The organism is Xanthomonas sp. 3498, from assembly GCF_014199795.1.
GTDB classification, from domain to species: domain Bacteria; phylum Pseudomonadota; class Gammaproteobacteria; order Xanthomonadales; family Xanthomonadaceae; genus Xanthomonas_A; species Xanthomonas_A rydalmerensis.
The window spans coordinates 899,686-925,285 of sequence record NZ_JACHOH010000001.1 but is presented as its reverse complement, the minus strand read 5'-3'; the positions used below and the strand labels follow the sequence as shown (position 1 = coordinate 925,285).

Sequence of the window (25,600 nt, the reverse complement as noted above, 5' to 3'; positions counted from 1 at the left end):
GGGCGGCGGCCCGGGTGGATCAGGTGCTGGGGGCGGTCACGGCAACACTCCCGCTGGCCTGGATCGCGAAGGCGATGTCCTTGGCGGCCAGCAGCGTGGGTTGGAGGGCGGTGTCGAGCAGTTCGGCATGGCTGGTGCGGACCGACGGCGCGGCGACGCTGATCGCGCCGAGCGGATAGTCGTCCGCATCCAGCACCGGTACCGCCAGCACGCGCAAGCCTTCGGTCAGCATCGACTCCAGGATCACGTAGCGGTCGCGGCGGACGCAGTCGAAGGTGCGCTGCATCGCCTCGATTTCAGGCGTCTGCACCTGCACGTCCACGCCGGTCACGCGCGTCACCTCCGCCGGTGCCAGGTGCGCCAGCATCGCCAGGCCGATCGCGGTGCGGGTGCTGGGTACCGTGGTGCCGATGCGGATGTCCACGCCCAGGCGGGTGATGCCGGCGCGGACGCGTTCGATGTAGAGCACGTCGGGGCCTTGCAGGACCGCGAAGCTGGCCGCTTCGTTGACGTCGCTGACCAGCGTGCGCAGCAACGGCCGCACCACGCTGCGCAGATCGCGGCGGGCGATCGCGTGGAAGCCGAGGTCGAGCACCTTCAGGGTCAGGCGGAAGCGGCGGCTCTCCGGCACGCGATGCACGTAGCCCAGCTCGACCAGGGTGTTGAGCATGCGGAAGGTGGTGCCGGGATCGAGCCTGGCCAGGGCCGCGATCTGGCTCAGCGACAGTTCCTCGTGTTCGGACGAGAACGCCTCGAGCACCCGGAAGCCCTTGGCCAGCGACTGCACGGTACTGCGCAGCTTCTTGTCCCCGGTCTCGTCGCCGTCGTCGGGCGTGGCGCTGGCCGCGCGCTGGGAAATCGTCTTGATCATCTGCAGTTCCTGGAGGACCCGGGGGAATCGCCAGCTTGCTCGACCCACCTGATCCTGTCGCTTGACAAGTGATTTTCGGATTGCGAAAATTATTTCGTAATTTCATGCCCAGAGTCTGCCTGGACGCCGGGTGCGTCAAGTTGCGGCGCAACATGCTGCGTGGGCGGTGTGTGCTGCCCGGCGTCTGGCCATGGTTCAAACACCCGCGAAAATCGAGGCACTGCCTGCTGGAGTTGCGTAGGTGCGGCGCAATGTCGCGCCATGCCCGGGCCTCGAGGGCGTCTCTGGGAACGAGGCGACGTCGCGTCTGTATCGCCCGGTAGACGAACGCCGCCGCGCGCGACGCTGTCAGCCGTGCTGGCAGACACCGCAGGGGCGGCGCCGATACCGTGATGCATGGCCCAAACGACCCGACAGACGCCGCCACCGCCGGCGCAGAAATGGTGGCAAGGACTTTCGTTCAAGCGCACGGCCGCCGAGGTATCGGCGGTGTTGGTGGTGATCGGCGCGACCTACGGTTTCGTGCAGTACGTGGAGGTCAAGCCGCTGCAGCGGCAACTGGCCGAGGCGCAGGCCGCGGCATGCAAGCCGGAAGCGGCCGCGTCATCGGCGATCATGACGCTGCTGCCGGGCGAGAGCCGCACGCTCTTCGATGGCGCGCTGACCGTCGCCAATCTCACGCCAGCGCAGGACGATGCCAAGGTACGGCTGCGTATCGCGCCGCTGGGCGCGGCCGCGGTCGACAAGCTCCAGCCGGTACCGGGAGACCGCTTCCTGGTGCAGGCGCCGGGCCGTGGCCGCTATGCGATCTACCTGCGTTCCAGCAGCGCGCAGTTCGTGGAGCTGTCGGTCCTGCGGCAACCGTGAGCAGTGCGCTGGTGCTTGCGCGCCATTCAAGAAATCCGGCGCAAGGCCGCCATCCCTGTCAGCGGAGCCGTTTCGCCGAAGCGGCCGTCCCTCGGGGGAACGCGCATGCTGTCCTTGCCACGTTTGCTGGGCCGTCACCTGGCCAAGTTTTTGTCCAAGCCGCGCCGCCACGGTTCGCAGCTGCCGACCAGCCCGCCGCACCTGCTGCGCGCCACGCTGCGCAAGGGCGATGTGCTGCTGGTCGAGGGCAACAGCCGCTTCTCCACCGCCATCAAGTACCTGAGCCAGTCCACCTGGTCGCACGCGGCGCTGTACATCGGCGACCACGTGGCCGCGCTTCCCGGCGAGGAAGCGCCGCTGTTCTGCGATGTCGACATCAATGTCGGCGTGCGCCTGGTCGGGATGAGCGAGTTCGCCGGCCTGCACACGCGCATCTGCCGCCCGGTCGGGTTGAGCGCGCAGGAGATCGAGACCGTGGTGGAGTACATGGTCTCGCGGGTCGGCAATAGCTACGACCTGAAGAACATCTTCGATCTGGCGCGCTACCTGGTGCGTACGCCGCCGTTGCCGTCGTCGGTGAAGCGGCGCTTCCTCGAGCTGGGCAGCGGCGAGCCGACCCGGGCGATCTGTTCGACCCTGCTGGCGCAGGCCTTCGGCGCGATCCGCTACCCGATCCTGCCGGAGATCGACCAGACGCCGCCGGTGGGCGCCGATGCCGGGGAGGACGCGGAAATCCTGTATCCGCGCCATCACAGCCTGACACTGCCGCGCGATTTCGACGTGTCGCCGTACTTCAACGTGGTCAAGCCGCGGCTGCAGCACGGCTTCGACTTCCATCGCCTGGTGTGGGAGCCGCCGGCCGCAAGCGCGTTGCCTGCCAGTGCGCCGCTGGACGCCGCGTTGGCCTGACTGAAACCGTCTCCAGCCCGGAACTGTGGTGCGCGTTCATCTATACGAACGCCGCGCGGTTCAAGTTCGACCGCAGGCTGGCCGATACAAAATCCCGTTTCTGCTTTCTTGACGCCATGAATCCGATCCAATTCCTGCGCCGCCGTATCGCCAATCTGCCCATGGCACGCAAGTTCGTCCTGCTGTGCACGTTGATCGCGCTCGGCGTGATCCTGCTCGCGGTCGCTGCCGCACGCCTGCAGTATCTGAACCTGGTCGATGCGCGCAAGCAGACCGTCAAGACCCAGGTCGACATGGGCCTGAGCGTCATTCAGCACTACGCCAACCTGGCCAAGCGCGGCGAGATGACCGAGGCGCAGGCACAGGCGGCGGCCAAGGGCGCGCTCGCCGACATGAGAACCAATGGCGGCGTCGATTACTTCTTCGTCATCGACCCGCAGATGCACGTCATCATGCATCCCAAGCGCCCGGTCGGCGCCGACATGAGCGGCTACAAGAGCGATGCCGGGGAATACGTCTACCGCGACATCGTGAGCACGGTGCGCAGTGGCGACGGCTTCAGCTACTACACCGCGCCCAAGCCCGGCAAGTCGGTGCAGTTGCCGAAGATCAGCTATGCCGCGCTGTACCCGCAGTGGGACTGGGTACTGGCGATGGGCGTCTATGCCGAAGACATCCAGGCCGAGGCGATGGGCTTCACCAAGGTGCTCACCGTGATTGGCGGCGGCCTGGTGGTGCTGGTCGTCGGCCTGTGCTGGCTGATCGCCGGTGCCATCGTCACGCCGCTGCGCGGGGCCACGCGGACCGCCGAAGCGATCGCTTCCGGCCGCTTCGACAATTCGATCAAGGTGGAGTCGCGCGACGAGACCGGGCAGTTGATGGCCAGCATGCAGCAGATGCAGACCCAGTTGCAGCGCTTCAATGGCGAGATGCAGACCCTGGTGAGGCTGCAGCAGGGCGAGAACATCAGCCACCGCATGCCGGAGGACTTCCCTGGCGATTACGGCACGCTGGCGCACGGCATGAACACGGCGCTGTTCGAGCACCTCGACGCGATCGTCGAGGCGATGGCGATCATGGACGAGTACGGCCGCGGCGACCTGCGCCGCGACATGCGCCGGTTGCCGGGACAGCGCGCCGCGCTGCACGAGGCGCTGGACGTGGTCAAGACCAACCTGTCGGCGGTCAACGGCGACATCGCGCGCCTGGCCGATGCGGCGGCCCGCGGCGACTTCACCGCGCGCGGCGACGAGGCGCGCTATGAGTTCGCGTTCAAGGAAATGGTCGAGGCGCTGAACCGGCTGATGCGCCAGGCCGACAGCGGTCTGGCCGACGTCGGCCGGATCATGGGCGCGATCGCCGATGGCGACCTGTCGCAGCGCGTGGACGTGCGCTACGAAGGCGCGTTCGGCAAGCTTGCCGACGCGGCCAATCGCACCGCCGAGCAACTGACCGGCATCGTGCAGGGCATCCAGCGCGCGGTCGGCTCGATCAACACCGCCGCCAGCGAGATCGCGAGCGGCAACAGCGACCTGTCGGTGCGCACCGAGCAGCAGGCGGCCAGCCTGGAAGAGACCGCCGCCTCGATGGAGGAGCTGACCTCCACGGTCAAGCAGAACGCCGACAGTGCGCGCCAGGCCAACCAACTGGTGATGAGCACCGGCGAGGTGGCCGAGAATGGCGGCCGCGCGGTCGAGGAAGTGGTGACGACGATGGCCTCGATCAGCGCCGCGTCGGCACGCATCGCCGACATCATCGGCGTGATCGACGGCATCGCCTTCCAGACCAACATTCTGGCCTTGAACGCGGCAGTGGAAGCGGCGCGCGCCGGTGAACAGGGCCGCGGCTTCGCCGTGGTGGCCTCGGAAGTGCGCTCGCTGGCGCAGCGCTCGGCGGCCGCAGCCAAGGAGATCAAGACCCTGATCTCCGACTCCGTGCAGGAAGTGGAGCAGGGCTCGACCCTGGTCAACCGCGCCGGCACCACCATGGCCGAGGTGGTCGCCTCGGTGAAGCGGGTCACCGACATCATGGCCGAGATCTCCGCGGCCAGCGCCGAACAGAGCGCCGGCATCGACCAGGTCAGCAAGACGGTGATGCAGCTGGACGAGGGCACCCAGCAGAACGCGGCACTGGTGGAAGAAGCCAGCGCAGCGGCCAAGAGCATGGAAGACCAGGCGGCGGAACTGGCACGCGCGGTCGCGGTGTTCCGCCTCGCCGGCGGCGCCGCCATCAGCGCGGCACCGGCCCCCGCGGCAAGGCCGCAGCCGGCCAGGCCGGCGGTGCGTGCGGTCGTTGCCGCCACCAGGCCCAAGCCCGTGGCCCCCGTGCGACAACCGGCGGCCAAGCCGCGCCCGATCCAGGGCGTGCCGGCGGACAGCGCGGAGTGGGAAGAGTTCTGAGCCAATGCGGCGTGGTTGGCCTCCGCCGCCATGCCGTGGCCGCCTCGTTCTTGTAGGAGCGGCTTCAGCCGCGACTGGCATTTCAGGTAACGCCCATCGCGGCTGAAGCCGCTCCTGCAGTGGGCGTCCGTCGTTACATTTGCCCTGACGTCCCTCCCACCTTGCATTCAAGTGTGCGGGCGAAGGCGCGAGGACATCCCGCATTTCGCTGAGGCTGGCAAGCTCTTGAAAAGGGGCGCGCCGATGCAGTGCACGGTGTTGAATGGATCGATGCCGCAGATGCCACCGCAGGCGGATGCGGACGCATGTTCGTAGGAGCGGCTTCAGCCGCGACCCCACATGGTCGGGAACGCCCGTCGCGGCTGAAGCCGCTCCTACGAGTAACGGCGCCGCTTGGCAGCAGAGGCGTGTGCGACACCTTCTTCATCCGCTCTTTGCCCATCGCTGCCTATGGTCGCAGCGACGGCGCGTCGGCATCGCGGCGCGTGGAGGAGAACCGATTCCATGTTCTGGAAACGCAATAGCCTGTCGATCGTGTTGTTGGCGCTGAGCCTGCTGTTCATGGTCGGCCAGGCACTCAGTGGTCACCAGGCCTACAACGAGGAACTGCGGCAGCAGGGGCTGGCGGCGCTGCCGATGTGGCAGTACCTGCACAGCGGGCATTTCATCGGCGCACTGTTCGAGAACTGGGAGAGCGAGTTCCTGCAGATGGGCATGTACGTGGTACTGACGGTGAAGCTGCGCCAGTGGGGATCGGCCGAATCGCGACCGCTGTCGCCGGCGCAGGAAGACGATAACGTCGCGTCCGGTCCGGTGCCTTGGCCGGTGCGCGCCGGCGGCCTCTGGTTGGCGCTGTACGAGCGTTCGCTGGCCCTGGCTTTCGGCACCCTGTTCTTGCTCAGCTTCGTGCTGCATGCGTTGGGCAGCTGGCGTCACGAAGTGGCCGAGCAGGCGATGCAGCACCAGCCGCCGCCGTCGTTCTGGGAACACGTCAGTGGCGCGCAGTTCTGGTTCGAATCGATGCAGAACTGGCAAAGCGAGTTCCTTGCCGTGTTCGCGTTGGTGGTGTTGACCATCTGGCTGCGGCAGAAGGATTCCCCGCAATCCAAGCCGGTGCACGCGCCGCACCGGCAGACCGGCGATTGATCGCGATGCCACGGTGGACGGCGCCGAGCGCACAGCCAATCGCCCGGACACACGAACGCCGCGATGCTTGCGCATCGCGGCGTGCTTGCGATAGTACCTGCAGTGGAGCGCTAGCGCGCTACGCTGCCCTTGGTCGAGCCGGCACCCGGTCCGGCGCCCAGGTCGGCACCGGTGGTCGGGTCGCTGTCCGGCTGCGACAGCGTACGTGCGGCCAGCGCCTGCACCGCGCTTTGTTCCAGTTCGCTCAACCCCACGCTGGGGACGCCACTGCCACCGTCCACCGCCACCTGGCGGTTGCGATCGGCGATCCCTTCCCACTGGCTACCGCTATTCCAAGGTCCGTGCATGTCGCCTTCGCCTTGCGACATGTCGTAGTAACGGTCGGTAAAGGCCGGATCGCCCGGCAGCTTGCCCGGCGGGAAGTTCGGCTCGATCGAGTACAGCGCCTTTTCGAACGACTTCTGGTGCGCCACTTCGCGGGTCATCAGGAAGGTCAGCGCATCGACGATGCCGGGATCGTCGGTGACATTGATCAGACGCTCGTAGACGATCTTGGCGCGCGCTTCGGCCGCGATGTTTGAGCGCAGGTCGGCCGTCGGTTCGCCGATGCTGTCGACGTAGGCCGCGCTCCACGGCACGCCGCTGGAATTGACCAAGGCCGGACCGCCGCCGTAGAGGATTTGCTGCGTCTGGCTGGTGTTGTTGTTGAGGGTGAGGTTGCGCATGTCCTCCGCCTCGGCCATGCCTTCGGACAGCACCGCCTTCGGGCCCTGGTTGAGCATCGCGATGATCGAGCCGATGATTTCCAGGTGGCTGAGTTCCTCGGTCGCAATGTCGTACAACAGGTCCTTACGGCCGGGATCGACCTCGCCGATGGCCTGGGTGAAGTAGCGCATGGCTGCGGCGAGCTCGCCCTGTGGGCCGCCGAACTGCTCCAGCATCAGCGAGGCCAGTGCCGGGTCGGGCTGCGCCACGCGGACCGTGTACATCAGCCGTTTGTTGTGCATGAACATGGAAAATCTCCTGGAGTGCCGCCCGAACGTCGCGACGACGCAATGACGCGACCGGCGGCCGCGCGTGGGGGATAGGCGTCTGGGACGCCGCGGCGCCGCCGTAGCGGGCCGCGGCAGGGCGGTCAGGCCGCCTTGCGCTTGCGCGAGGCTTCTTCGTTGCCGCCCTGTTCGGCGAGCAGGGTCAGCTTCTCGTCGGTGGACTTCTCTTCGTTGAGCGTTTCCAGCAGCAGGGTCAGCGCGTCGTCCATGCCCAGTTGCTTGGCCATGGCGGCGAGGGTGCCGTAGGAGGCGATCTCATAGTGCTCGACCTTCTGCGCGCCGCCGATCAGCGCAGCGTCGCGCACCGGGCCGGCTTCGATCGACTCGATCACTTCCTTGCCTTCTTCCACCAGGCCTTCCATGGCGGCGCATTTGATCCGCTTCAGGCGCAGGTTGCCTTTTTCGACGATCTGGTCGATGCGTTCGATCTGGCCCTGGGTTTCTTCCAGATGCGCTTCGAACGCGGCGCGTAGCGCCGGATTGGTGGAGGCGCGCGCCAGGCGCGGCAATGCCTTGGTCAGCTGTTTCTCGGCGCTGTAGATGTCCGACAGCTCGTGGATGAACAATTCGTCGATGGTCTTGACAGCCATGGGGAGTCTCCGGTCGATAGGTAATGGGTGATGCTGGGGAATGTCGTGCGCGTGGTGTCGCGTACGCCGTTGCTCAGTGCTTGGCGGTCTCGCCTTCGGTGCGTTCGCGCTTCAGGAAAGCCAGGACGGTGGCTTCCTGGTGTTCGATCAGCCATTCGGCCATGGCGATTTCCTGGTCGAGGATGGCGGCGCAGATGTCAGCGATCTCGGTCTGCCCGGCTTCCTTGGCGGCGATGACCAGCGCGCGATAGCTGGCGATCTCCACGTGCTCGAACGCATAACTGACGCCCAGGCTCTTGACCACTTCATCGCTCATCATCGAATTGCCGGCGGCATGCACCGACGCCATCACGCTGGCCACCGTGCCCTTGATCGTGGGGATCGAGCCGTCGAGGATCTCGATGCAGCGCTTGACCTGCTCGGACTGATCGCGGGTTTCGTTCACGTGCTGCTCGATGCGCGCCTTCAGCTGCGGGTAGTGCTCCAGGCGGCCGGCGGTGGCAGTGAGCATGGTGTTGGCCTCCTGCTCCATCGCATAGGCGTCCTGCAGCCACTTCAACAAGCGTTCGGTGTTGCTTCGGGTCATGGATATCGCTCCAGATGTTGTGCGCGACGCAACGTGCATCGCATCGCGCGTCCGTGTGTTTTTCCCCTGTGCAACCACGCTAGACCCGTCGCCGTTAGAGCGGTTGCAGCGCAGGGTGAATGCCATGCGAGATGCGGCGTGAGGGAACGTGCACAGGTGGCGGTGCATGCGATGCACGTGTGTCGAATACGTTTCCACAGGCGTGCTTGTAGGAGCGGCTTCAGCCGCGACAGACATTCGGGAACGCCTGTCGCGGCTGAAGCCGCTCCTACCTGAGAGTGCATTGGATCTGAGAATGGCCCGCCGCCGGTGCCGTGAAAGGCATTGCATCGCGCGTCGCGATGCGCGTGCGCATGGGAAACCGCAACTTCGAAGGACATTTTCGGGAAAAGCCATCGCGGCTGAAGCCGCTCCTACAGCGCCGCCAGCCGTGATGCTTTCCCGAATCCCGAATCCCGAATCCCGAATCCCGGCTCTACAGCGTCACTGCTCCACCCGAAATCGTCAGCAGCGTGCCCGAGGTATAGCTCGAGGTATCGGCAGCCAGCAGCACATAGGCCGAGGCCAGTTCCGCCGGCTGGCCAGGGCGGCCGAACGGTGTCTGCTCGCCGAAGGTCCGCACCGATTCCTCGTCCATGCCGGTGGGAATGAACGGGGTCCAGATCGGGCCCGGCAACACCGCATTGACCCGGATCTTCTTCTCGGCGAGCAGGCCGGCCAGGCCGATGGTGAGGTTGGCCAGCGCGCCCTTGGTCGCCGAGTACGGCAGGATGTTGGGCGTGGGCTTCTTCGAGTTCACCGAGGCGGTGTTGATGATCGAACCGCCCTCGGGCATGTGCGGCAGCGCCAACCGCACCAGGTGGAAGGGCGCGTGCACATTGGTGGCGAAGGTCTTTTCCCATTCGTCGAGGGTGATCTCGTCGAAGCTATTGAAATAGCGCTGGTAGGCGGCGTTGTTGACCAGCACGTCGAGGCCGCCGAAGGTGTCGGCCACGGTCTTGATCAGGGTTTCGGCCTGCGCGCGGTCGCTGATGTCGCACGGATGCAGCAGCACGCGCACGCCGGCGTCTTCGACCAGCTTGGCAATACGTTCTGCGTCGTCCTGCTCGTCGGGCAGATAGGCGATGGCGACATCGGCGCCCTCGCGGGCATAGGCGATCGCCACCGCCGCGCCGATGCCGCTGTCGCCGCCGGTGATGAGGGTGCGCTTGCCCTGCAGCAGTCCGTGGCCGACATAGCTGTCTTCGCCATGATCCGGTTTCGGATCCATGGCCTGGGTCTTGCCGGGGAAGGATTGCTGCTGCGCCTTGAACGGCGGCGACGGATAGTTGGGAACGGCCATGGGCATGTCTCGTTGGGGGAGTGTCCAACGAGGGTGGGCAGGCGCAGGTAAAGCCGGGGCCAAGGCCATGTCGCCGGCATGTCACGACGCGGGCGAGCGCCCACGCTGGCGGCTGTCTGCGGCAGCCGATGCCGCCGCGCCGCGAACTCAGCCGGCGGCGAGCGTGCGCGAGCCGACGATGATCATGCGCAGCATCGCGGTGATCTGCCGGATCAGTTCCGGGTCCTTTTCTGGTGGCAGGTCCATCGCGGTGGCGCCCATCGCGAACACCAGCCGGGTGATCGCCTTAGACACCAGCGCCGGTTCGTGCAGCGGCGTGCCTTCCAGCGCGGCCAGGCGGATCAGGTCCACCCGCAGTTCGTCCTCGAAGTAGTTCAGCTCGCGGTCCACCGCGTGCTTGAACGCGTCCGAGCCGACCGTGCCCTCGCGTAACAGGACGTGCAGCAGCTTGTCGTCGGCGCGCAACTGTTCCATGAAAGTCTCCACGGAACTGAGGATGATGCTGCGGCGGGTGCCGGCAGCGCGCTGGCGCGCCTGGCCGATGATGGTGCGCAGCGAACTGCCGGCCAGGTCGATCAGCGCCACCGCCAGCTCGTCCATGTCGCGGAACTGACGGTAGAAGCTGTTGGGGGCGATGCCGGCCTCGCGGGTGACCTCGCGCAGGCTCAGCGTGGACACGCTGCGGTGCGGCCCGATCAGCTTCAGGGCCGCCGCCAGAAGGTCCTCGCGCGAGATCGCGCCTTTGCGGACGGTCGGCATGTCCGCGGACGGAGGAGGGGAGATCGTCGTCATGGGCAGACCGGACCAGGCAATGAGGGATGATACCGCCATTGCTGAATGCACAAGTGTATAGACATCTGTATCTTCGCCTGTATAGTGGACCCCATGAACGCTGCCCGCCGTCCTGCCAAGTCCCGCCCCGCCGCCCGCGCCCTGCGCGCCTGGGTCAAGCCGGACGTGTTCGATTTCTGGTCCACCCGCCTGCATCCGCTGTGGACGTGGCAGCGCCCGCGCGCGCGCCTGGTGCAGCGCGAGGCCGCCAGCAGCGACGCGGTGACCCTGGTGCTGCAGCCAAACCGCCACTGGCGCGGCCTGCGCGCCGGCCAGCACGTGGAGCTGGGCGTGGAGATCGACGGCCGCCGGCTGCTGCGCAGCTACAGCCCCACGCCCTTGCCGGGCGGGCGCCTGGCGATCACCGTCAAGACCATCGACGGCGGCCGGGTCAGCCAGTACCTGGCCGGCGCGGCGCGTCTCGGCGAGGTGTTCGAACTCGGCCAGGCCTACGGCGAGATGGTGCTGCCGACCGCGCCGCACGGCCGCTGGCTGCTGCTGGCCGCCGGCAGCGGCATCACCCCGATGCGCGCGTTGCTGCGGCAACTGGTCGACGCCGGCATGCCGGCCGACGTCGACCTGCTGTACTGGGCGCGGCGCCACGACCAGGTCTGCTTCCGCGACGAACTGCAGGCGCTGGCCGCGGCGCATCCGCGCTTCCGCCTGCATCTGGCCATCACCGGCGAAGGCGAGACGCCGGCGCCGCGTGTGGACACGCTGCCGCTGGAGTCCCTGGGCAGCCTGGAACAGGCGCAGGTGCTGGCCTGCGGCCCGGGCGGCTTCGTGCAGTCCGCGCGTGCACGCCTGCAGCACCGCGTGGCACGCTTCCAGGCCGAGGCGTTCAGCGCGCCGCCGGCCCCGGTCGATGTCGAAGAAGGCACCGTGGCGGTGACCCTGGCGCGCAGCGGCCGCGTGCTGCAACTGCCGCGCGGCCAGTCGCTGCTCACCGCGCTGGAGGCCGAAGGCCTGCGGCCCAAGCACGGCTGCCGCATGGGCATCTGCAACAGCTGCGCCTGCGGCAAGCAGGCCGGCGTCACCCGTGATCTGCTCAGCGGCGCGCACGCCGCCGAACCCGGTTCGCTGAAGCTGTGCGTCAACAGCGCGAGCAGCGACCTGACCCTGGACCTCTGAGGACTTCCCCATGGCGGCTCCCCGCAACCGTGCATTGACTCCGGCCGAACTGCAGGCCTTCGGCGACGAACTGGATGCGCTGCGCACGCGCACGCTGGCCGACCTGGGCGCGCGCGACGCGCGCTACATCCGCCGCATCGTCGCCGCTGTGCGCTATACCGGCGTGGCCGGTCGCGCGCTGCTGTTCCTCGGCGCGTTCGTGCACAGCGTGCTGGTGCCGGCGTGGATCGCCGGCGTGGTGCTGCTGACCCTGTCCAAGATCCTGGAGAACATGGAGCTGGGCCACAACGTGATGCACGGCCAGTACGACTGGATGGGCGATGCGCACTTGAACGGCAACACCTACGAGTGGGACATCGTCGCCACCGGCGACAACTGGCGCAAGACGCACAACTTCAAGCACCACACCTACACCAACGTGCGCGGCATGGACGACGACATCGGCTATGGCCTGCTGCGCATCTTCCCCGAGCAGCGCTGGCGCCCGTTCTACCTGGCGCAGCCGTTCATCGCGGTGGTGTTCGCGCTGCTGTTCGAATGGGGCGTGGCGATCCAGGACCTGCGCCTGGGCCGTTGGTTGGCCGGCAAGATGAAGCGCGGCGAACTGAAGCGCACGTTCCTGCCGGTCGGGCGCAAGATGGGCCGGCAGATCTTCAAGGACTACATCCTGTTCCCGGCGCTGGCCGGCCCGTTCTTCCTGCCGGTGCTGCTGGGCAACCTGACCGCCAACGTGCTGCGCAGCATCTGGACGTTCGTGATCATCTTCTGCGGCCACTTCACCGCCGATGCCGAGACCTTCCCCAAAGACTCGATCAAGAACGAGTCGCGCGGGCACTGGTACCTGCGGCAGCTGCGCGGTTCGTCCAACCTGGCCGGCGGCAAGCTGCTGAACGTGCTGTCGGGCAACCTCAGCCACCAGATCGAGCACCATTTCTTCCCGGACGTGCCGGCCAACCGCTACGCGGCGCTGGCGGTGCAGGTGCGCGAGATCTGCGCGCGCTACGGCCAGCACTACAACACCGGTTCGCTGCCGCGGCAGTTCGGTCAGGTGGTGTGGCGGATCGTGCGCCACGCCTTCCCGAGCCGGCCGCGCCCGGTGCGCGCGCTGCAGCCGGCGACGCAACAGGCCGGCTGAGCACGGCGCGCGGGACAGCACAAAGGCGGGGGCGACCCCGCCTTTTTCATTGGCTCGGCGCTGGCGCGACATGCACGCCTCGCTCACGGGAGGCGGTCGATCATCCTCAGCCGCCTGCAGACGCTGGCGGCGGTGCAGGCGTCTTCCATTGCGCGAGGGCCTGCGATGAAACCTGCCAAGTTGTTCAATGTCGTCGCCAAGAAGGCGTCGTATGCCGCCGGCACGCCCTGGACCTTCTGCATCGCGCTGGGCATCGTGCTGGTGTGGGGCCTGAGCGGGCCGGTGTTCGGCTTCAACGACACCTGGCAACTGGTCATCAACACCGGCACCACCATCATCACCTTCCTGATGGTGTTCCTGATCCAGCACACCCAGAACGCCGATACCGCGGCGATGCAGATCAAGCTCGACGAACTGATCCGGGTCAGCGCCAAGGCCAACAACGAGCTGCTGGATCTGGAAGAACTCGACGAGAAGCGGCTGGAAGAGATCCGTCGCCAATACGAGGAACTGGCACGCAAGGCCGGCGAGGCGTTGCGCGCGCGCAATGCCCGCGATGGCGATGGTCGCGAGACCCACGATCGTCCCAAGGGCTGACCCAGACGTTCATGCGCTTGCCGATGACGTAAGCGGCGTGCCGGCGATGAGCGCGACACGCCGCTGCGCGTCGCAGGGATCAGGCCGGCACGGCGCCATCCGGATCGTCCGCCGCCGCGGTCGTCGACGCGCGCTCGGTGGCCTGCAGGGTATCGCCGTGCGGCGGCGTGGCGCGGAGGTCGTCGGCGACCGCAGCCGGGGCGGGAGACGCCGTTTCGGGCGAGGCGGAGTGCGTCTGACGGCGATAGGCACGGATCGCGGCGAAGGCCGTGCCGGCCAGCGCCAGTTTCCAGAATAGACCGGGCATCGAAAGGCTCCAGTGCGGAAGGAGCCGCCAGCGTCGGCCAGCGCGGGTGGCGCAGGCGTGCATGTCGCGTGCGGATGGCGTGGTGGTGCGGGTCGACAGCGGCGCGCGTGCTCGCGTGCTCTTCATGATGCCTTGCGGGTCGGCTAACGCATGCCGCCCTAGCGTGACGCATTCCCACGCTTCTGCAGGAGATCGTCATGGTCCAGCGCACTTCACCTCCCACCGGTACGCATGACGTACGCCAGGCGGCGTATCGCGGCGAGCAGGGCGATGTCTCGGCCGACAGCGGCGTGCCGTCGCAGCCCATGCCTCCGCCGCAGACACATGCGCCACAGGACCACGGCGAGGACCGCAGCGGACGCACCCAGCCCAACCTGGGCCAGGCCGGCACCTATGGCGCCACCGGCGAGCATGCAGGCGGCGCTCATGGCAGGGGCGCCACGCCCGGTGGCTATCACGAGGACGATGCGGACCATGCGGCGCAGGATGCTGCCGCTGCACGCGGCGAAGACTAGCCGCACCGTGCGCTGAACATGCGTTCGGCAGGCGCAGACGCATCCGGTCTGCGCCACGCGTCGGTAACGCGCGCGGTGCGACCATGCCGCTCCCCACCCGGAGTTCAGCACGTATGTCCAAGCAGACCATGGCCCGCCTGCTCGCCGAAACCCTGCACAGCGCGGGCGTCGAGCGCATCTGGGGTGTCACCGGCGACAGTCTCAACGGGTTGACCGATGCGCTGCGGCAGATGGACAGCATCGAGTGGATGCACGTGCGCCACGAAGAAGTGGCCGCCTTCGCCGCAGGCGCCGAAGCCGCGGTCAGCGGCAAGCTGGCGGTGTGCGCGGGCAGTTGTGGTCCGGGCAACCTGCACCTGATCAACGGCCTGTTCGACTGCCACCGCAGTCATCAGCCGGTGCTGGCCATCGCCGCGCACATCCCGTCCTCGGAAATCGGCCTGAGCTATTTCCAGGAGACCCATCCGCAGGAGCTTTTCCGCGAGTGCAGCCACTACGTCGAACTGGTGACCAACCCGGCGCAGATGCCGGAGGTGCTGCAGCGGGCGATGCGCACCGCGATCCTGCGCCGCGGCGTGGCGGTGGTGGTGATCCCCGGTGACGTCGCCCTGCAGGAGATGCCCAAGGGCACGCCGACGGCGTGGCCAGCGCTGGCCGCGCCGCGCATCCTGCCGGCCGACGCCGACGTGGCCAAGCTGGCCGATCTGCTGCAGGCGAGCAAGGCCACCACCTTGCTGTGCGGCAGCGGCTGCGCCGGCGCGCACGACGAGGTGGTGGCGCTGGCCGACGCGCTCGGCGCGCCGATCGTGCATGCGCTGCGCGGCAAGGAGCACGTGGAGTGGGACAACCCGTTCGACGTCGGCATGACCGGCCTGATCGGCTTCAGTTCCGGCTACCAGGCCATGCTCAACTGCGACACCTTGCTGATGCTCGGCACCGACTTCCCGTACCGGCAGTTCTATCCCAAGGACGCCACCATCGTGCAGGTGGACAACGACCCGGCCGCGCTGGGGCGACGCACGCCGTTGCAGTTGGGCATCGCTGCCGACGTGCGCGAAACCATCGCCGCGCTGCTGCCGCGACTGCAGCGGCGCGAGGACCGCGGCTTCCTGGAGAAGTCGCTGGCGCACTACCGCAAGGCGCGCGAAGGCCTGGACGACCTGGCGGTGGCCTCGGCGCCGGGCGAGCCGCTGCATCCGCAGTTCGTCACCCGCATGGTCGATGCGCTGGCCGATGCCGATGCGATCTTCACCTGCGACGTCGGCACGCCGACGGTATGGGCGGCGCGCTACCTGACCATGAACGGCCAGCGCCGCCTGCTCGGTTCGTTCAACCACGGCTCGATGGCCAATGCGATGCCGCAGGCGTTGGGCGCGCAGGCGCAGTTCCCGCGCCGGCAGGTGATCTCGCTGTCCGGCGATGGCGGCTTCACCATGCTGATGGGCGACTTCATCACCCTGGCCCAGCTCGGCCTGCCGGTGAAGGTGGTGGTCTACAACAACGGTTCGCTCGGCTTCGTGGCGATGGAAATGAAGTCGGCCGGCTACCTGGACACCGGCACCGACCTGAGCAATCCGGACTTCGCCGCGATGAGCAACGCCATGGGCATCCTGGGCCTGCGCGTGGACGAGTCGGCGCAACTGGAGCCCGCGCTGCGCGAGGCGTTCGCGCATCCCGGCCCGGCGCTGGTGGACGTGCGCGTGGCCAGCCAGGAACTGGCGATTCCGCCGGCGGTCAAGCTGGAACAGGCCAAGGGCATGGGCCTGTACCTGCTGCGCGCGGTGATGAGTGGGCGCGGCGACGAGGTGCTGGAGTTGGTCAAGACCAACCTGCGCTGAGCGCGGCCAACCGCACGCGGCGCGGACGGTGCCCGAACCCCGCATGCACCACGTGTCCGCTGCGGTTCCTACGCATCGCCCGTACCCACCTGACACCGCGCGCGACGTGGTGTTGGCCCCTGTGAGTCGTGGCCGCATCGCGATCCGGGTACGATCGCCGCGGTTCGCTCCGCCTCTTCCGTCGCGCCCAAGGTAGGCCATGCCCCGTTCGCTGCTGCGGCAACTGCTGCTGATCTGGATCGTCATCGTCGCCGCCTGCGTGGGCATGGCGGTGGTGCTGGTCGGGCTGTACCGGCATAGCGAAGGCGTGCGCAGCGAACGTGCGCAGACCGGGCTGCGCGAGGTCTGCACGCGCATGGTGCAGCGCTACAACGGCGCCAGCGCCGCCGCCCACGGCAGCGACGGCACCGGCCTGGCGGCGGTGGTGTCGCAGCTGGTGCTGGCCGATGCCGCCGGCGTGGAAGGCGGCTTCTGGGACCGCCAGCGCGGCTTCCTCGCCTACGCCTATCCGACCTACGACGGGACCGAGCACAAGACCGACGTGCCCTCGGCCGAGCGCAACGTGATCATTTCCACCGCGCAGCGCGGGGTGGAGGCGCAGCACACGGTGGACTACCGCCGCGACGGCCAGCGCGAGAGCCTGCTGATCGCGGCCTGCCCGCTGGACCGCACGGCCGCGGCCTGGGCCATGACCCGGGTCGCCTCCAGCGATGCCGCCGCCAGCCTGCCGCTGGCGTTGGGCCTGGGCCTGATCCTGGCGCTGGTGGTGGTCTCGGCGTTGGCGCTGGGCTGGGTGGTGCGGCGCTGGAGCCAGCGCCTGCAGGGCATCCAGCAGGCGCTGGCGACGCCGGCCGAGGTGCCGCAGATCCCGCGCACCGGTGCGCCGGAACTGGACCGGCTCGGCGCCGCGGTCACCGACTACGCGCAGCGCAGCGCGCAGGCGCTGGCCGAGACCCGCCGGCTCGGCGAGGAACTGTCGCGACACGAACGCCTGGCTGCGCTCGGGCGCATGACTGCGACCGTGGCGCACGAGATCCGCAACCCGATCGCGACCTTGCGGCTGGCGCTGGAAAACCAGATCGCCGCGCACGCCGACGGCACCGACGACGCCCAGGCGCAGCTGATGCTGGCGCAGATCCAGCGCCTGGACGGGGTGGTGGAAAGCCTGCTCGGCATGGTCCAGCCGATTCGCCTGCACCGGCAGCCGGTGGCCCTGCAGCCGTGGCTGCACGCGCTGCTGGAGCCGGGCGACTGGGACGGGCAGGCGCCGCCGATCGCGCTGCGCCTGCAGGCGGCGCCGGCGCAGTGGATGCTCGATCCGCAACAGGCCGCGCGCGCGTTGCTCAATCTGCTGCGCAATGCGCTGCAGCACGCCGCGCCCGGCACCGAGGTGACCCTGGAAGCGCAGACCGAAGACGACGTGCTGCAACTGCGCGTGCGCAACCACGGCGACCCGGTGCCGGCCCCGGTGGCCGCGCATCTGTTCGAGCCGTTCGCCAGCGGCCGCAGCGACGGTAACGGCCTGGGCCTGGCGCTGGTGCGCGAGATCGCCCGCGCCCATGGCGGCGAGGCGCACTACGCGCATCGCGACGGCATCACCGAGTTCAGCCTGGAGCTGCCATGGCGCGCATCCTGATCATCGACGACGACCTGGCGTTCCTCAGCACCCTGCAGGCGACGCTGCGCTCGTTCGGCCACGAGGCGATCGCCGTGGCCGACCCGCGCGAGGGCCTGGCACGCCTGCGCGAGGGCGGCATCGATCTGGCCTTCGTCGATTTCCGTATGCCCGGCATGGACGGCATCGCGCTGATGCGCGCGCGCCAGGACGACGCGCAGGCCATGCGCGTGCCGCTGGTGATGCTCACTGCGCATGCCTCCAGCGGCAACACCATCGAGGCGATGACGCTCGGCGCCTTCGATCACCTGGTCAAGCCGGTGGGCCGCGCCGACATCGCCGAGGTGGTCGAGCGCGCGCTGCGCAGCCGCGGCGACGACACGCCGGACCCCGCGCCGGCGATGCCCGCCGAGGAGGCAGACGCACTGCTCGGCCACAGCGCGGCGATGCGCACCGTGCACAAGCGTATCGGCCTGGCCGCCGCCTCCGACCTGCCGGTGCTGATCAGCGGCGAAACCGGCACCGGCAAGGAACTGGCGGCGCGCGCGCTGCATCGCGCCAGCGCTCGCGCCGCGCAGCCGTTCGTGGCGATCAATTGCGCCGCGATCCCCGCCGAGCTGATGGAGAGCGAACTGTTCGGCTACCGCAAGGGCGCGTTCTCCGGCGCGGTGAGCGACCGCAACGGCCTGATCCGCGACGCCGACGGCGGCACCCTGTTCCTGGACGAGATCGGCGACATGCCCTTGCCGATGCAGGCCAAGCTGCTGCGCTTCCTGCAGGAAGGCGAGGTGTCGCCGCTGGGCGGGCGCGGCGCGCAGAAGGTGGACGTGCGGGTGATCGCCGCCACCCACCGCGACCTGGTGCAGGCGGTGGAGGCCGGGCGCTTCCGCAGCGACCTGCGCTACCGGCTCAACGTGGTGCCGATCGAACTGCCGCCGCTGCGCGAGCGCTGCGACGACATCCTGCTGCTCGCCCAGCACTTCCTCGCCGCCGGTGCCAGCGCGCCGCAGACCCTGTCGGCCGACGCGCAGGCGCGCCTGCGTGCCTATCCCTGGCCGGGCAATGTGCGCGAGCTGCGCAATGCCATGCAACGCTGTCAGGTGCTGGTGCGCGCGCCGGTGATCGAGGCGCACGACCTGGATGAGTTGCTGGCGTCGCCACCGGCCGAGATGCCCACGGCGCTGGACACCGATGCACTGACCCTCCCGCAGGCGATCGCGCAACTGGAACGGCAGATGATCCAGGCGGCACTGACCCAGGCCCACGGCAACCGCGCCGAGGCCGCGCGCCGCCTCGGCATCCATCGTCAGCTGCTGTATCGCAAGCTCGACGAGTATGGGCTTTAGCGGCGCGCTGGCGCGCCGCGGGATTTGGGATTGGAGATTGGGGATTCGTAAAAGCGCGTGCCGCGGCCTGATGTCCGGCGCGTTCACGAATCCCCAATCCCCAATCCCCAATCCCATTCCATCCACACCTGTCCGCAAAGCGGACAGGTGTGGATGGAATGGAGACGCCGTGGAGCCCGAGTTTGTACTCGATTACCTTCAGGATCAATGACTTAAAAGTTGGCACGGCCTCTGCATTATCTCTCCTGCGAGCGGCGCCCCCTTGCCGCTCAGGAGGAACATCCATGATCCGTCGTAGCGCACTCGCTCTGTCCCTGGTGCTGGCCACCGCCGCCGCTGCCGCCACCGCGCAGGTGCCGGCGCCGCCCGCACCTCCCGCCCCGCCGGCGCCCGGCAGCGTCCCGGCACCGCCGCCGCCGCCCGCGGCCCCCGTCGCTGCCACGCCGGTGCGCGTGGACGGCACCGTCGAGCGCTTCATGCTCAACCCCAACGGCGACGTCGATGGCCTGTGGCTGATGGACGGCACCCAGGTGAGCTTCCCGCCGCACCTGTCGGCCGATCTGCAGGCGGCGGTGCGCCGTGGCGACGCGGTGTCGGTGCAGGGCTATCGCCTGGGCAGCCTGCCGCTGCTGCAGGCCAGCACCATCACCGCGCGTCGCAGCGGCAAGCAGGTGGTCGACCGCCCGCCGAACCCGGCGACGCCGCCGCCGGCTCCCCCGGCACCGCCGGCCCTGACCCCGCTGCAGGCCGATGGCCGCATCGAGCGGCTGGTCTACGGCCCGCGCGGCGACACCGCCGGCGTGCTGCTCAGCGACGGCACCGTGGTGCGCATGCCGCCGCACGCCGCCCTGCAGTACAGCGAACTGCTGCGGCCCGGCGCGCGCCTGAGCGTCAACGGCTTCGGCGTGCTGACCCAGGTCGGCCGTTCGGTGGAAGCCACCCAGGTCGGCCGCGACCGCAATTCGCTGCAGGCGGTGTTCGCGCCGCCGGCCCCGCCTGCGCCGCCGGCGGCCCCGCCGCCGCCGGGCGCACCGGGTGCGCCGGCTGCACCGCCCCCGCCGGCACCGCGTTGATCCAGGCGCTGCCGCATCGCGCCTGACCCCTGCGCCCGCCGTTCGCGGCGGGCGCTGCCGGCCCCCGCCGGCTCCCCCTTTCTCCTGGAGAACAAAATGCATTGGGTCGATCCCGATTCCCTGCCGGAAACCCGCGGCACGCTCGCCCGCTTCCTGCTCAACCCCAAGGCCGACGTCGACGGCCTGCTGTTCGACAATGGCACCGAAGTGCACACCCCGCCGCACCTGTCGGCGCAACTGCTGAAGGCGCTGCATCCCGGCGCCAGCCTCGGCGTGCGCGGGCTCAAGCCGCGCGGCGCCGATGTGCTGGTGGCGCTGGCGATCGATCCGGACGGGGCCGAGCGCATCGTCGATGAAGGTCCGCATGCCGGGCCCCACAAGCCCAAGCCGCCGGCCAAGCCCAAGCCCGCGCAGGACGCGGTACGCCACGCCGGCACCATCGCGCGGCTGCTGCACGGTCCGCACGGGCAGGTGCATGGTGCGCTGTTGGACGATGGGCTGATCGTGCGCTTCCCGCCGCACGCGGTGCCGGAATCGGCGCGTTGGTTGGCCGCCGGCAAGCCGCTGGCGGCGCAGGGCGAACTGCTGGAGTCCGCGCACGGCCAGGTGCTGCATGCGCAGGCGCTGGGTGCGAGCGAGGCGACGGTGCAGCCATTGGCGCCGAAACCGAAGCCGCCCAAGCCTCATCACAAGCCGTTGCACGGGCATGCGCATGATGCTGCGCCGAAGGACGGGCCGAAGCCGAAGCCGAAACCCAAGCACAAGCCCCACTAAGTACCGAGCCGTCGCGGCGGTGTGCCCCTGGCCACCGCCGCGCCTGTGTTGCCTTCGCTCATCCAGGACTTCGTCATGCCGCCCGTCCCGCCTGCGCTGCACCACGCCTTCCTGCCTCCTTCCTTGCTTCCTTCGCTCTCGCCGGTGCGCGCATGAGCGGCGCCGATCAGCGTCAGCGCCCGCGCGGTACGCGCGCGCTGGAAGCGCTCAATTTCACCATGGCCGACGTGCAGGACGGGCTCGGCCCGTTCCTGAGCGTGTTCCTGCAATCCAAGGGCTGGTCGCTGGGCGCGATCGGCTCGGTGATGACCGCCGGCGGCATCGTCGGCATGCTCGCCACCACGCCAGGCGGCGCGCTGGTCGATGCGACCAAGCGCAAGCGCAGCATCGTGGTGGTCGGCTGCAGCATGATCCTGCTGGCCTCGGCACTGCTGTGGTGGTCGCCGACCCTGCCCGGCGTCATCGCCGCGCAGGTGATGACCGCGCTCGCCGCCGCCGCGCTGGGGCCGGCGCTGTCCGGCATCACGCTGGGCCTGGTGCGCCAGGCCGGTTTCGATCACCAGATCGCGCGTAATCAGGTCGGCAGCCACGCCGGCAACGTGGTGGCCGCGGCGCTGGCCGGTGTGCTCGGCTGGAAATTCGGCTTCGGCGCGGTGTTCGTGCTCACCGGCTGCTTCGGCGTGCTGGCGATCGTCTCGGTGTTGCTGATTCCGCGCGATGCCATCGATCATCGCGCCGCGCGCGGCATGGCCGAGGCCGACGACGACAATGGCGCCCACGTCAGTGGCTGGTCGGTGCTGCTGACCTGCAAGCCGTTGCTGGTGCTTGCCGCTGCCCTGGCGCTGTTCCACCTGGGCAATGCGGCGATGCTGCCGCTGTACGGCATGGCAGTGGTGGCCGCGCACCAGGGCGACCCGAACGCGCTGACCGCCACCACCATCATCGTCGCCCAGGCCACCATGGTGCTGGTCTCGCTGCTGGCGATGCGCCTGATCCGTGTGCGCGGGCACTGGTGGGTGCTGTTGCTGACCTTCCTGGCATTGCCGCTGCGCGGGCTGATCGCCGCCAGCGTCATCCATACCTGGGGCGTGTTCCCGGTGCAGATCCTCGATGGCGTCGGCGCCGGCCTGCAGAGCGTGGCGGTGCCGGCGCTGGTGGCGCACCTGCTGCAGGGCACCGGCCGGGTCAACGTCGGGCAGGGCGCGGTGATGACGATGCAGGGCGTCGGCGCGGCGCTGAGTCCGGCGCTGGGCGGCTGGATCGCCCAGGCGTTCGGCTACCGCGCCGCGTTCCTGCTGCTGGGCGGCATCTCGCTGCTGTCGCTGGCCTTGTGGGTGGGGATGCGCAAGCACCTGGTGACGGCGAAGCGCGACCGCGCAGCCGACGAACCGGTGCCGCCGCTGCCGGCTTAGGATTTAGCCCGGCGCGACGCCGGGCACCACCTCGCAGGCGATGCCGGCCGCGGTCAACTGCGCCGCCAGCGCGTCATGCGGCGCCTGCCGAAACGCATCGCCCGGCAGCAGGCTGACCACGCGCTGCCCGGCCTGCGCCTGTTCGACCAGCAGCGCCAGGTGCGCTGCCGGATCCTCCGGCAACGGCTGGCGGCTGGCATCGCGGCGTGCCATGCCCAGTACTGCCGCGCTCACCTGTGCACCGCATAGCAATAGGTCGGCCTGGTTGAGCGCACGCAGCGCCTTCAGCGTCAGCGCGCCGGGGTCGCCGGTGCCGGTGCCGACCAGCCACACGCTGCCCTGCCGCGGTACCTCGTCGCTGCGTTGCAGGCTGTCGGTAAAGGCCTGCTCGGCGGCGTCGCGCTGGCCGCTCTGCAGCAGCGTCTGCACCGGCCCCTCCAGCACTTGCTCGAACCAGCGTCGGCGCTGCGCCAACTCCGGCAGGCGTGCACGGATCGCGGCGCGGTGGCGTGCGAACAGTTGCGCCAGTTCGGCGTAGGAATGGTCCAGTTCGGTTTCCCAGCGCTCGCGCAGGCGCCGCGCCAGCATCGGCGCCGCGCCGCTGGAGGAGATCGCGATCAGCAGCGGATCGCGGTCGATGATCGCCGGCACCTGGAACGTCGACAGCGCGGCGTCGTCGACTACGTTGACCCACTTGCGCCGCGCCCCGGCCTGCTCGGCCAACTGCCGATTGAATGCCTCGTCGTCGGTGGCCGCTACCACCAGCCAGGCGTCGTCCAGCCACTGCGGGTCGAAGGCGCCGTCGGCGCGCTGCAGGCGGCCCTGCGCCAGCCACTGCGCTACGGTGGGGTTGAGCGCGTGCGCGTACACCAGCACGTCGGCGCCGGCGTGCAGCAGCGCCTCGATCTTGCGCATCGCCACCTCGCCGCCGCCGACGACCAGCACGCGGCGTCCAGCCAGGTCGGCGAACAGGGGATACAGCGGCATGCGGACTCCTTGCTGGGGCGAGATGCGTCAGGTCGCGGGCAGGCAGGCGGCGGGGCCGCACGCGGCTGCGCAGCGTTCTGTCCGCCAACGATACCGAAAGGACGATCCGATGGAGCTGTTCGGCATGGGGCGCCATCGCGTTCTTGCCATCGCGCCATCCCACCAACGGTCCGCACCGACAGCGAATGCCCGGCCCCGCCGGCAGCGCCTCGCCGCGCAGCCAACGCGCAGGCGCTGGCGTATGATCCGCGCTCTTCGTCCTCCCGAACCGGCATCATGGATCGAGCCCGTCCGCCGCTTGCCTGGCCACGCGTGTCGGCGTGGTGCTTCCTTTTTGCGCTGCTGTGGCACGTGGCGCCCACGCTGGCGCAGACCGCGCGCAAGCCATCTGCCTACGAGCAACGCCCAGGCCGCGACGCCGCCGCGCAGCCGGCGACCGGACCCGATTTCCTGCCGCGCCTCGACAGCCGCGCGCAGTTCATGCAACTGGCGCGGGTCTACAACGCCGGCACCGCGCTGGAGCTGCCGCATCTGCTGTTCGTGATCGACCGGCAGCAGGGCGGTCGCGTCTATTACCTCAACACGCCGCGGTTCGCGCTGCACGAACCGTTCGTGCGCCAGCGCCTGGCGCCGCGCATGGGTAAGGCGGCGCTGAAGGCGCAGTACCGCGATCCGCAGCGGCGCTTCCTGTTCGGCACCCTGAGCTGGCAGCAGGACCTGCCGGGCTACACCTACGAGTTCTGGGAGGGCGACCTGCTCACTGCACCGCTGCTGCAGCAGACCGATGCCGCCTTGCGTGCGTCGTTCTTCGACACGCTGCGGTTCAAGACCAATTCCACGCTGCACGAGCAACTGGCCCGTAGCGCCGGGCTGGCGTTCGTCACCCAGGAGGCGCTGCTGCGCGAGCAGCGCTTCCTGCCGTTGAATACCGGCCACGCCGAGGGGCGGCTGCGCATCGTGCGCTCGGAGGCGCAGTTCCGCACGCTGTCGCCGCGTGACATCCCGGTGCTGGACGAGGTACCGATCGCGTTGGCGCCGGTCGCCGGCCTGGTCACGCAGCGCCCGTCCACGCTGTTGTCGCACGTCAACCTGCTGGCCAAGGGCTGGGGCATTCCCAATGTGTACGTGCGCGATGCACAGGCGGCGTTGCGCCAGTACGACGGCCGCTGGGTGCAACTGGATGTCACCCACAACGATTACCGGGTGACACCGCTGGCGGGGCCGCCGGCGGCCGCACCCGCTGCCGCCCCACGCAGCGCGGCACGCACGCTGCCGCGTCCGGACCTGCGCGTGGCCGCGCTCAAGCCGCTGGCGGCGCTGCGCGCCAGCGACAGCCGGGCATGCGGGACCAAGGCGGCCAATCTCGGCACGTTGAAGGCGGTGCTGCCGCCAGCCGCGCGCGTGCCGAACGGCTTCTGCATTCCGTTCGCGTTCTACCAGGCGACGCTGCAGCGCCTGCAGGTCGACCAGCGCCTGCACGACCTGCAGCGTCGCCCCGGCTTCGCCACCGACGCGGAGGTGCGCCGCGCCGCGCTGGCGACGCTGCGCGGCGAGATCGCCGACGCCGTGCCCGATCCCGCCTTCGTGCGCGCGCTGGAGGCGCAGTGGCGCGAACAACTGCATGGCGCCGGCGTATTCGTGCGCAGTTCGTCCAACTCCGAGGATCTACCCGGCTTCAGCGGCGCCGGCCTGTACACCACCGTGCCCAACGTCACCCGCGCCGACGCCTTGGCCAGGGCCGTGCAGACGGTGTGGGCGTCGGTGTACAACTTCGAGGCCTACGAAGCACGCGCCGCCGCCGGCCTGCCGCAGGACGCGGTGGCCATGGCGGTGCTGGTGCAGTTGGCCGCGCCCTCGGACAGCTCCGGCGTGATGATCACCCGCGACCCGTTCGATGCCGCGCGCCGCCACGTCACCTACATCTCGGCCAAGCGCGGTCTGGGCATCCGTGTGGTCGAGGGCAAGCGCCAGGCCGAACAGGTGATGTATTCGAGCTGGTCCAAGGCGGTGCAGGTGCTGAGCCGCTCGGCCGAGGACACCCAGCTCGTGGCCAACGCCGCCGGCGGCGTCCGCGAGGTGCCGATCACCGGTACCCGCCAGGTGCTGACCGACGCCCTCATCGCGCGGCTGGCGAAGGTTGGCGCGATGACCAAGCAGGCCCTGGGCGGCGCCGACCAGGACATCGAGTGGGCCGTGGTGGGCGACGAGGTGGTGATCCTGCAGGCGCGGCCGTATGTGGAGCGGGGCGGGCACCAATGAGCCGCCGTCAAGCTGTTG

General features: G+C 69.1%; 23 protein-coding genes and 1 other RNA gene. 16 read left to right on the top strand and 8 right to left on the bottom strand.

Annotation, left to right across the window (positions count from 1 at the left end; genetic code table 11):
- Positions 1-19: 19 nt before the first annotated feature.
- Positions 20-871 carry an IclR family transcriptional regulator gene (locus GGR66_RS03720; protein WP_184447249.1) on the bottom strand — a complete coding sequence of 284 codons (852 nt, stop codon included), beginning with the start codon at positions 869-871 and terminating at the stop codon, positions 20-22.
- Positions 872-1,267: 396 nt separating this feature from the next.
- Here GGR66_RS03720 and GGR66_RS03715 point away from each other — a divergent pair, with 396 nt between their 5' ends.
- The 4 genes from GGR66_RS03715 to GGR66_RS03700 all read left to right on the top strand — a co-directional run bounded on the left by GGR66_RS03715 (position 1,268) and on the right by GGR66_RS03700 (position 6,192).
- The gene (locus GGR66_RS03715) at positions 1,268-1,738 is read left to right on the top strand and encodes a hypothetical protein (RefSeq protein ID WP_221236319.1); all 471 of its coding nucleotides are present in this window, start codon (positions 1,268-1,270) and stop codon (positions 1,736-1,738) included.
- A 105-nt stretch (positions 1,739-1,843) separates the two neighbouring features.
- A complete protein-coding gene (locus GGR66_RS03710; protein ID WP_184447248.1) occupies positions 1,844-2,647 on the top strand; it encodes a YiiX/YebB-like N1pC/P60 family cysteine hydrolase in 804 nt (267 codons plus the stop codon).
- Between the two features lie 134 nt (positions 2,648-2,781).
- Complete coding sequence (locus GGR66_RS03705) at positions 2,782-5,046, top strand: methyl-accepting chemotaxis protein (RefSeq protein ID WP_255421590.1); 2,265 nt, start codon at positions 2,782-2,784, stop codon at positions 5,044-5,046.
- A gap of 504 nt (positions 5,047-5,550) precedes the next feature.
- Positions 5,551-6,192, top strand: a complete 642-nt coding sequence (locus GGR66_RS03700) for a DUF6766 family protein (RefSeq protein WP_184447246.1) — start codon at positions 5,551-5,553, stop codon at positions 6,190-6,192.
- A 110-nt stretch (positions 6,193-6,302) separates the two neighbouring features.
- On the opposite strand, the gene GGR66_RS03695 is transcribed toward GGR66_RS03700, so the two are convergent.
- From GGR66_RS03695 to fabR, 5 genes are all read right to left on the bottom strand, one after another.
- The gene (locus tag GGR66_RS03695) at positions 6,303-7,205 is read right to left on the bottom strand and encodes a manganese catalase family protein (protein WP_184447245.1); all 903 of its coding nucleotides are present in this window, start codon (positions 7,203-7,205) and stop codon (positions 6,303-6,305) included.
- 122 nt (positions 7,206-7,327) lie between these two features.
- A complete protein-coding gene (locus tag GGR66_RS03690; protein ID WP_160966072.1) occupies positions 7,328-7,834 on the bottom strand; it encodes a DUF892 family protein in 507 nt (168 codons plus the stop codon).
- A gap of 73 nt (positions 7,835-7,907) precedes the next feature.
- Positions 7,908-8,420, bottom strand: coding sequence for a ferritin-like domain-containing protein (locus tag GGR66_RS03685; protein WP_160966074.1), 513 nt, complete (start codon positions 8,418-8,420; stop codon positions 7,908-7,910).
- A gap of 475 nt (positions 8,421-8,895) precedes the next feature.
- Positions 8,896-9,762 carry an SDR family oxidoreductase gene (locus GGR66_RS03680; RefSeq protein WP_184447244.1) on the bottom strand — a complete coding sequence of 289 codons (867 nt, stop codon included), beginning with the start codon at positions 9,760-9,762 and terminating at the stop codon, positions 8,896-8,898.
- A 147-nt stretch (positions 9,763-9,909) separates the two neighbouring features.
- Entirely contained in the window at positions 9,910-10,554 is a 645-nt protein-coding gene (fabR, locus tag GGR66_RS03675; protein WP_160966078.1) for an HTH-type transcriptional repressor FabR, read from the bottom strand.
- Positions 10,555-10,647: 93 nt separating this feature from the next.
- On the opposite strand from fabR, the gene GGR66_RS03670 reads away from it, so the two are divergent.
- The 3 genes from GGR66_RS03670 to GGR66_RS03660 all read left to right on the top strand — a co-directional run bounded on the left by GGR66_RS03670 (position 10,648) and on the right by GGR66_RS03660 (position 13,456).
- Entirely contained in the window at positions 10,648-11,724 is a 1,077-nt protein-coding gene (locus GGR66_RS03670; RefSeq protein WP_184447243.1) for a ferredoxin reductase, read from the top strand.
- A 10-nt stretch (positions 11,725-11,734) separates the two neighbouring features.
- Positions 11,735-12,859, top strand: coding sequence for an acyl-CoA desaturase (locus GGR66_RS03665; RefSeq protein ID WP_160966082.1), 1,125 nt, complete (start codon positions 11,735-11,737; stop codon positions 12,857-12,859).
- A gap of 165 nt (positions 12,860-13,024) precedes the next feature.
- Entirely contained in the window at positions 13,025-13,456 is a 432-nt protein-coding gene (locus tag GGR66_RS03660) for a low affinity iron permease family protein (protein ID WP_160966084.1), read from the top strand.
- A 79-nt stretch (positions 13,457-13,535) separates the two neighbouring features.
- Here GGR66_RS03660 and GGR66_RS03655 read toward each other — a convergent pair whose 3' ends face one another.
- Positions 13,536-13,763, bottom strand: a complete 228-nt coding sequence (locus GGR66_RS03655) for a hypothetical protein (RefSeq protein WP_184447242.1) — start codon at positions 13,761-13,763, stop codon at positions 13,536-13,538.
- A gap of 197 nt (positions 13,764-13,960) precedes the next feature.
- Here GGR66_RS03655 and GGR66_RS03650 point away from each other — a divergent pair, with 197 nt between their 5' ends.
- The 8 genes from GGR66_RS03650 (at position 13,961) to GGR66_RS03615 (ending at position 22,336) form a co-directional block, all read left to right on the top strand.
- Positions 13,961-14,278 carry a hypothetical protein gene (locus tag GGR66_RS03650; RefSeq protein ID WP_184447241.1) on the top strand — a complete coding sequence of 106 codons (318 nt, stop codon included), beginning with the start codon at positions 13,961-13,963 and terminating at the stop codon, positions 14,276-14,278.
- Positions 14,279-14,406: 128 nt separating this feature from the next.
- The gene (poxB, locus tag GGR66_RS03645; RefSeq protein ID WP_184447457.1) at positions 14,407-16,116 is read left to right on the top strand and encodes a ubiquinone-dependent pyruvate dehydrogenase; all 1,710 of its coding nucleotides are present in this window, start codon (positions 14,407-14,409) and stop codon (positions 16,114-16,116) included.
- Positions 16,117-16,159: 43 nt separating this feature from the next.
- Positions 16,160-16,234: non-coding RNA, sX9 sRNA (locus GGR66_RS03640), on the top strand.
- Between the two features lie 81 nt (positions 16,235-16,315).
- On the top strand, positions 16,316-17,752 hold the full coding sequence (locus GGR66_RS03635) for an ATP-binding protein (RefSeq protein WP_184447240.1): 1,437 nt from the start codon (positions 16,316-16,318) through the stop codon (positions 17,750-17,752).
- Positions 17,737-19,077 carry a sigma-54 dependent transcriptional regulator gene (locus GGR66_RS03630; RefSeq protein WP_184447239.1) on the top strand — a complete coding sequence of 447 codons (1,341 nt, stop codon included), beginning with the start codon at positions 17,737-17,739 and terminating at the stop codon, positions 19,075-19,077. Before GGR66_RS03635 ends, GGR66_RS03630 begins: the two co-directional genes overlap by 16 nt.
- A 284-nt stretch (positions 19,078-19,361) precedes the next feature.
- On the top strand, positions 19,362-20,150 hold the full coding sequence (locus GGR66_RS03625; RefSeq protein WP_184447238.1) for a hypothetical protein: 789 nt from the start codon (positions 19,362-19,364) through the stop codon (positions 20,148-20,150).
- A gap of 96 nt (positions 20,151-20,246) precedes the next feature.
- Positions 20,247-20,924 carry a hypothetical protein gene (locus GGR66_RS03620; RefSeq protein WP_184447237.1) on the top strand — a complete coding sequence of 226 codons (678 nt, stop codon included), beginning with the start codon at positions 20,247-20,249 and terminating at the stop codon, positions 20,922-20,924.
- Between the two features lie 152 nt (positions 20,925-21,076).
- Positions 21,077-22,336 carry an MFS transporter gene (locus tag GGR66_RS03615; RefSeq protein WP_184447236.1) on the top strand — a complete coding sequence of 420 codons (1,260 nt, stop codon included), beginning with the start codon at positions 21,077-21,079 and terminating at the stop codon, positions 22,334-22,336.
- A 3-nt stretch (positions 22,337-22,339) separates the two neighbouring features.
- On the opposite strand, the gene GGR66_RS03610 is transcribed toward GGR66_RS03615, so the two are convergent.
- Entirely contained in the window at positions 22,340-23,323 is a 984-nt protein-coding gene (locus GGR66_RS03610; RefSeq protein ID WP_184447235.1) for an NAD(P)-dependent oxidoreductase, read from the bottom strand.
- A 276-nt stretch (positions 23,324-23,599) separates the two neighbouring features.
- Here GGR66_RS03610 and GGR66_RS03605 point away from each other — a divergent pair, with 276 nt between their 5' ends.
- Entirely contained in the window at positions 23,600-25,582 is a 1,983-nt protein-coding gene (locus GGR66_RS03605; RefSeq protein WP_221236318.1) for a PEP/pyruvate-binding domain-containing protein, read from the top strand.
- Positions 25,583-25,600: the final 18 nt, after the last annotated feature.

Coding starts and splice junctions, on each gene's coding strand:
- GGR66_RS03665 (WP_160966082.1), top strand. CDS start 11,735: ATGGCGGCTCCCCGCAACCGTGCATTGACTCCGGCCGAACTGCAGGCC.
- GGR66_RS03620 (WP_184447237.1), top strand. CDS start 20,247: ATGCATTGGGTCGATCCCGATTCCCTGCCGGAAACCCGCGGCACGCTC.
- GGR66_RS03685 (WP_160966074.1), bottom strand. CDS start 8,420: ATGACCCGAAGCAACACCGAACGCTTGTTGAAGTGGCTGCAGGACGCC.
- GGR66_RS03700 (WP_184447246.1), top strand. CDS start 5,551: ATGTTCTGGAAACGCAATAGCCTGTCGATCGTGTTGTTGGCGCTGAGC.
- GGR66_RS03720 (WP_184447249.1), bottom strand. CDS start 871: ATGATCAAGACGATTTCCCAGCGCGCGGCCAGCGCCACGCCCGACGAC.
- GGR66_RS03610 (WP_184447235.1), bottom strand. CDS start 23,323: ATGCCGCTGTATCCCCTGTTCGCCGACCTGGCTGGACGCCGCGTGCTG.
- GGR66_RS03715 (WP_221236319.1), top strand. CDS start 1,268: ATGGCCCAAACGACCCGACAGACGCCGCCACCGCCGGCGCAGAAATGG.
- GGR66_RS03690 (WP_160966072.1), bottom strand. CDS start 7,834: ATGGCTGTCAAGACCATCGACGAATTGTTCATCCACGAGCTGTCGGAC.
- GGR66_RS03695 (WP_184447245.1), bottom strand. CDS start 7,205: ATGTTCATGCACAACAAACGGCTGATGTACACGGTCCGCGTGGCGCAG.
- GGR66_RS03680 (WP_184447244.1), bottom strand. CDS start 9,762: ATGGCCGTTCCCAACTATCCGTCGCCGCCGTTCAAGGCGCAGCAGCAA.
- GGR66_RS03710 (WP_184447248.1), top strand. CDS start 1,844: ATGCTGTCCTTGCCACGTTTGCTGGGCCGTCACCTGGCCAAGTTTTTG.
- GGR66_RS03650 (WP_184447241.1), top strand. CDS start 13,961: ATGGTCCAGCGCACTTCACCTCCCACCGGTACGCATGACGTACGCCAG.
- GGR66_RS03605 (WP_221236318.1), top strand. CDS start 23,600: ATGGATCGAGCCCGTCCGCCGCTTGCCTGGCCACGCGTGTCGGCGTGG.
- GGR66_RS03625 (WP_184447238.1), top strand. CDS start 19,362: ATGATCCGTCGTAGCGCACTCGCTCTGTCCCTGGTGCTGGCCACCGCC.
- GGR66_RS03635 (WP_184447240.1), top strand. CDS start 16,316: ATGCCCCGTTCGCTGCTGCGGCAACTGCTGCTGATCTGGATCGTCATC.
- GGR66_RS03655 (WP_184447242.1), bottom strand. CDS start 13,763: ATGCCCGGTCTATTCTGGAAACTGGCGCTGGCCGGCACGGCCTTCGCC.
- GGR66_RS03660 (WP_160966084.1), top strand. CDS start 13,025: ATGAAACCTGCCAAGTTGTTCAATGTCGTCGCCAAGAAGGCGTCGTAT.
- GGR66_RS03615 (WP_184447236.1), top strand. CDS start 21,077: ATGAGCGGCGCCGATCAGCGTCAGCGCCCGCGCGGTACGCGCGCGCTG.
- GGR66_RS03630 (WP_184447239.1), top strand. CDS start 17,737: ATGGCGCGCATCCTGATCATCGACGACGACCTGGCGTTCCTCAGCACC.
- GGR66_RS03670 (WP_184447243.1), top strand. CDS start 10,648: ATGAACGCTGCCCGCCGTCCTGCCAAGTCCCGCCCCGCCGCCCGCGCC.
- fabR (WP_160966078.1), bottom strand. CDS start 10,554: ATGACGACGATCTCCCCTCCTCCGTCCGCGGACATGCCGACCGTCCGC.
- poxB (WP_184447457.1), top strand. CDS start 14,407: ATGGCCCGCCTGCTCGCCGAAACCCTGCACAGCGCGGGCGTCGAGCGC.